The organism is Pseudomonas sp. P5_B2 (genome assembly GCF_056400445.1).
Genome location: NZ_JBFULH010000301.1, coordinates 1 through 5,097, shown reverse-complemented (window position 1 = coordinate 5,097; position 5,097 = coordinate 1). Strand labels below are relative to the sequence as shown.

The 5,097-nt window shown below is 59.0% G+C and carries 4 protein-coding genes, 2 tRNA genes and 1 pseudogene; 5 read left to right on the top strand and 2 right to left on the bottom strand.

Translation table 11 applies throughout. The annotated features are described in order from the left end of the window. A pseudogene (locus tag AC1DRJ_RS18940) lies at positions 1-268 on the bottom strand (EmrB/QacA family drug resistance transporter); the annotation flags it as partial. Next, complete coding sequence (locus AC1DRJ_RS18935) at positions 258-1,307, bottom strand: HlyD family secretion protein (RefSeq protein WP_477803494.1); 1,050 nt, start codon at positions 1,305-1,307, stop codon at positions 258-260. The pseudogene AC1DRJ_RS18940 and the gene AC1DRJ_RS18935, both read right to left, overlap by 11 nt. Before the next feature lie 220 nt (positions 1,308-1,527). Here AC1DRJ_RS18935 and gltX point away from each other — a divergent pair, with 220 nt between their 5' ends. The 5 genes from gltX to AC1DRJ_RS18910 all read left to right on the top strand — a co-directional run bounded on the left by gltX (position 1,528) and on the right by AC1DRJ_RS18910 (position 5,017). Further along, positions 1,528-3,009, top strand: coding sequence for a glutamate--tRNA ligase (gene gltX, locus AC1DRJ_RS18930; protein ID WP_477803493.1), 1,482 nt, complete (start codon positions 1,528-1,530; stop codon positions 3,007-3,009). A 189-nt stretch (positions 3,010-3,198) separates the two neighbouring features. After that, positions 3,199-3,274, top strand: a tRNA-Ala gene (locus tag AC1DRJ_RS18925). 79 nt (positions 3,275-3,353) lie between these two features. Beyond that, positions 3,354-3,429 (top strand) — tRNA-Glu (locus AC1DRJ_RS18920). 183 nt (positions 3,430-3,612) lie between these two features. Continuing rightward, entirely contained in the window at positions 3,613-4,152 is a 540-nt protein-coding gene (locus tag AC1DRJ_RS18915; RefSeq protein WP_007943510.1) for a TetR/AcrR family transcriptional regulator, read from the top strand. 31 nt (positions 4,153-4,183) lie between these two features. Further along, a complete protein-coding gene (locus AC1DRJ_RS18910) occupies positions 4,184-5,017 on the top strand; it encodes an alpha/beta fold hydrolase (protein ID WP_477803492.1) in 834 nt (277 codons plus the stop codon). Positions 5,018-5,097: the final 80 nt, after the last annotated feature.

Below are 5,097 nucleotides of genomic sequence, written 5' to 3'. Positions count from 1 at the left end.
CCCAGACCGCCAGTCGTCGTGCGGACAACAGCTGCACGAGCCACGCGGTCAGCGGGATCATGATGATCTCTGCCACCAGATACGAAGTGGAAATCCACGAGCCTTCTTCCAGGGTGGCCGACAGGGCACCTTGAATGTCTTTAAGCGAAGAGTTGGTGATCTGGATGTCGAGCACGGCCATGAAGGCGCCGAGCATCACGCTCATGACCGCGATCCAGTCCCGCCGGGTCGGTTCGCCGACCGGGCGGATCAGTTGATCACCGGCCATCGTCAGGGGCGTCTTTGATGTTCACTTTGGCGGTGACTGACATGCCCGGGCGGATCTTGCCTTGCAGCGGGTTGTCCGCGGCGAAAGTCAGTTTTACCGGAATCCGTTGAACGACTTTGGTGAAATTGCCCGTGGCATTGTCCGGTGGCAACAGGCTGAACTGCGCCCCCGAAGCGGCGAACAGGCTATCAACACGCGCTTTGATCGGCGTGTCGCTGTAAGCGTCGAAGGTCAACTCGGCGCTCTGCCCGGGCTGCATGTGGCCGATCTGGGTTTCTTTGAMGTTGGCCTGAATCCAGATGTCCTGATCCGGGACGATCGACAGCAAATATGCACCGGCCTGCACCACCTGGCCTTCGCGGGCGGCGCGCTGGCCGATCAGTCCGCTGATGGGCGCGTGGATTTCGCCGCGCGTCAGGTTCAGCTCGGCTTGCGCCAGATCGGCCTTGGCATTGGCGATCTGCGCGTCAAGACGCTTGATCTCGGCGTTCAGGGCGTTGACTTGCTGGCGCTGGCCCTGAGCGTCGGCCTGGGCCTTGGCGACTTGCGAGCGGGCGATGTGATTGTCGGCGGACAGGGTGGTCACCCGTTCCTCCGAAATGTAGCCGGGTTTGCGCAGGGTCTGGGCGCGAGTCAAATCGATGAGCGAGCGGCCAAGACTGGCCTGGCTGGAGGCGACTTGCGCTTCGCTGGCGGCGATCAGGCTGGATTGCTGGGTGAGTTTACTTTGCGCTTGCAGGCGTTCGGCTTCACGGGTGGCGAGGGTCGCTCTGGCGCGGTCGACGGCGAGGTCGAAATCGGCGCCTTCGAGCTTGATCAGCAGTTGGCCTTTCTCGACGTGCTGGTTGTCGTGCACCAATACTTGGTCGATGCGTGCGCTCAGTTGGCTTGAGACGCGGGTGATCTCGCCCTGGACATAGGCGTTATCGGTGCTTTCATAAAATCGTCCCTTGAAGAACCACTGGGCAAAGAAGCCCCCGGCAATCAGCAGGATGAGCAGCAGGAAAATAAACAGGCGACGCTTGAGTTGGGCAGGCATGGGGCTGGCTGTAGTCGAGAAATTGTAAGGAAAGATAACAGCAGGTGAATCTGTCATACAGCCGACAAGTGGTAAATGCCACCAAAGGATATTCGGCCATTCACCCGGGTAAACGCGCGTTGTAGGCGCAAACTTGGCTTAAATGCCCTGCTTACTGGAGCCGGGCGGGTGTCGCCTGTTACCATTCGCCCTTTGTTTTATCTTCATTTCGAGACTTGCCATGACCACCGTCCGCACGCGCATCGCGCCATCGCCTACCGGGGACCCCCACGTAGGTACCGCTTACATCGCTTTGTTCAACTACTGCTTTGCCAAGCAGCATGGCGGTGAGTTCATCCTGCGGATCGAAGACACCGACCAATTGCGCTCGACCCGTGAGTCCGAGCAGCAGATTTTCGACGCCCTGCGCTGGTTGGGTATCGACTGGAGCGAAGGCCCGGACGTGGGTGGCCCGCACGGTCCATACCGTCAGAGCGAGCGCGGCGATATCTATCAGAAGTATTGCCAGCAACTGGTTGAAATGGGCCATGCCTTCCCGTGCTTCTGCACCGCCGAAGAGTTGGATCAGATGCGCGCCGAGCAAATGGCTCGAGGCGAGACCCCGCGCTACGACGGCCGCGCGCTGTTGCTGTCCAAGGAAGAAGTCGCCCGTCGTCTCGCCGCTGGCGAACCGCACGTGATCCGCATGAAAGTGCCAAGTGAAGGCTTGTGCGTGGTGCCGGACATGCTGCGTGGCGATGTCGAGATCCCGTGGGATCGCATGGACATGCAAGTGCTGATGAAGACCGACGGCCTGCCGACGTACTTCCTGGCCAACGTGGTCGACGACCACCTGATGGGCATCACCCACGTCCTGCGCGGCGAAGAGTGGCTGCCCTCGGCGCCGAAACTGATCCTGCTTTACGAGTACTTCGGCTGGGAACAACCGGAGCTGTGCTACATGCCGCTGCTGCGTAACCCGGACAAGAGCAAGCTATCCAAGCGCAAGAACCCGACCTCGGTGACCTTCTACGAGCGCATGGGCTTCATGCCGGAAGCGATGCTCAACTACCTCGGCCGCATGGGCTGGTCGATGCCGGACGAGCGCGAGAAGTTCTCGTTGCAGGAAATGGTCGATAACTTCGACTTGAGCCGTGTTTCGCTGGGCGGGCCGATTTTCGACGTCGAGAAGCTGTCGTGGCTCAACGGCCAGTGGCTGCGTGACCTGCCGGTGGAAGAGTTTGCTTCGCGCCTGCAAACCTGGGCGCTGAACCCTGAATACATGATGAAGATCGCGCCGCATGTACAAGGCCGCGTTGAAACCTTCAGCCAGGTTGCACCGCTGGCCGGTTTCTTCTTTGCCGGTGGTGTGAACCCGGATGCCAAGCTGTTTGAATCGAAGAAGCTTTCGGGCGATCAGGTTCGTCAGTTGATGCAGCTGATCTTGTGGAAGCTCGAAAGCCTGCGTCAGTGGGAGAAGGACAGCATCACCGCGACAATTCAGGCGGTGGTCGAATCCCTGGAGCTGAAGCTGCGTGACGCCATGCCGCTGATGTTTGCTGCGATTACCGGTCAGGCCAGTTCTGTGTCGGTGCTCGACGCGATGGAAATCCTCGGTCCGGACCTGACCCGTTTCCGTCTGCGCCAGGCAATTGACCTGTTGGGCGGCGTGTCGAAGAAGGAAAACAAGGAGTGGGAAAAACTGTTGGGTAACATCGCCTGAGGGCGATTGACCTTGCAGGAACCGCCGGAGGCCGCGATCATTTGATCGTGATCTTCGGTTCTGCCCCTGATTTTTCGGGGGGAGGGCGGTAAGTGATTGTTATGGCGACAAAAAATTTTGAAAATTGTTAAAAATAAGTTTGACAGCTTTCTGATCCGCCATTAAGATTCGCCCCGTCCTCAGCGATGAGGGGCTATAGCTCAGCTGGGAGAGCGCTTGCATGGCATGCAAGAGGTCRACGGTTCGATCCCGTYTAGCTCCACCAATTTACASTTCAAGGTCTGGCCACRCMGGCYTTGAAKCGATCARCWCTCAGCRYTGATCWGTTGTATAGAAGGKTTTGCGTCCCCTTCGTCTAGTGGCCTAGGACACCGCCCTTTCACGGCGGTAACAGGGGTTCGAGTCCCCTAGGGGACGCCACGATTACCCGCTCTGCGGGATTTTATAAGGGTCATTCAATTATTGAATGGCCCTTTTGTTTGTCTGGCGTTTGGCCAAATCCCCAATTTCTCTCAAACTGTTCTTCAGACCAGCGGTCACATCCACGACTTGCGAAAAATTATTATGAGAATAATATTCTAGTCGTAATATTCGGAGGCAACGATGAACGATAAAAAAGCTCAAACCCGCGAACGCATCCTTAAGGCTGCCAGCGCTGCGCTGATTCAGCGCGGCCCGGCAGAGCCGAGCGTGGGCGAAGTGATGGGCGCAGCCGGCCTGACCGTCGGCGGTTTCTATGCGCACTTCGAAAGCAAGGACGCCATGATGCTGGAAGCGTTCCAGCAATTGCTGGGGCACCGTCGTGACCTGATTGCCGACATGGATGCGCAACTCACCGGTGAAGAGCGTCGCGCGTTGGTGGCTGCGTTTTACCTCTCGCGCAAACACCGTGACTCCTCCGAATCGGCGTGCCCGATCCCTGCGTCTGTTGGCGAACTGGGAAGGCTGCCGGATGCGTTTCGTGTTGCGCTGAATGAGCATGTGGAATTGATGGTCGCGCAGTTGGCGGCCAGCCCCGAAGACACCGACAAAGCCCTGGCTGACATGGCCTTGATGGTGGGTGGTTTGGCCTTGGCACGCGCGCTGGGACCGGGAGAGTTGTCCGATCGATTGCTGCGCGCCGCCAAGTCGGCGGTGCAATGACCTGAAGGCAGTGGCCTGAGGAGTGAGAGCGATGAGCACGTTGAAGTGGGTTCGTGGCGTTAACGGCACCTTGGGCTGGTTCGCACCGAAACTGGTTGCGAGCAAAATGCGACTGGCATTCATGACGCCGCGAGAACTTCCTCCGCGTGATTGGGAGCTGCCGCTTCTGGCGAAATCCGAACGTATTACGCTGCGCTTCGGCCTTTCGGCACTACGTTGGGGGCAGGGCCCGGCCGTGTTGTTGATGCATGGTTGGGAAGGTCGGCCGACGCAGTTTGCCAGTATTATCACTGCACTCGTCGATGCTGGTTACAGTGTGGTCGCCCTTGACGGCCCGGCGCATGGTCGCTCACCCGGTGAAGAGGCAAACGTCGTGCTGTTCGCGCGGGCCATGCTGGAAGCTGCTGCCGAGTTGCCACCGCTGCAAGCGGTCATCGGTCATTCGATGGGGGGTGCCAGCGCCATGCTCGCCGTTCAATTGGGCCTGCGCACCGAAACCCTGGTGACGATTGCAGCCCCGGCACGGATTCTCGGGGTGCTGCGTGGTTTTGCGCGTTACGTGCGACTGCCGCCCAAAGCCCGTTCGGCATTCATTCGTCAGGTTGAGAGAGACGTCGGCATGCGCGCCGCGACGCTGGATGTCGCCCACTATCAACTGGACATGCCCGGCCTGATCGTCCATGCCGAAGATGACCGCTACGTATTGGTCAAGGAATCCGAACTGATCCATGAATCCTGGTTCGACAGCCGCTTGCTGCGCCTGAAAGAAGGCGGGCATCAGCGGGTACTGGCCGATCCCCGGGTCATTGATGGTGTGTTATCACTGTTGGCCGGTCGCAGCCTGCAATCGCGCCAATCGGCGTAAGCATCCGTTACACTGCCCCGGTCGACTTTATCTGACCAGGAGTGGGGCATGAGTTGGGATCGGGCAACGCCATTTATCAT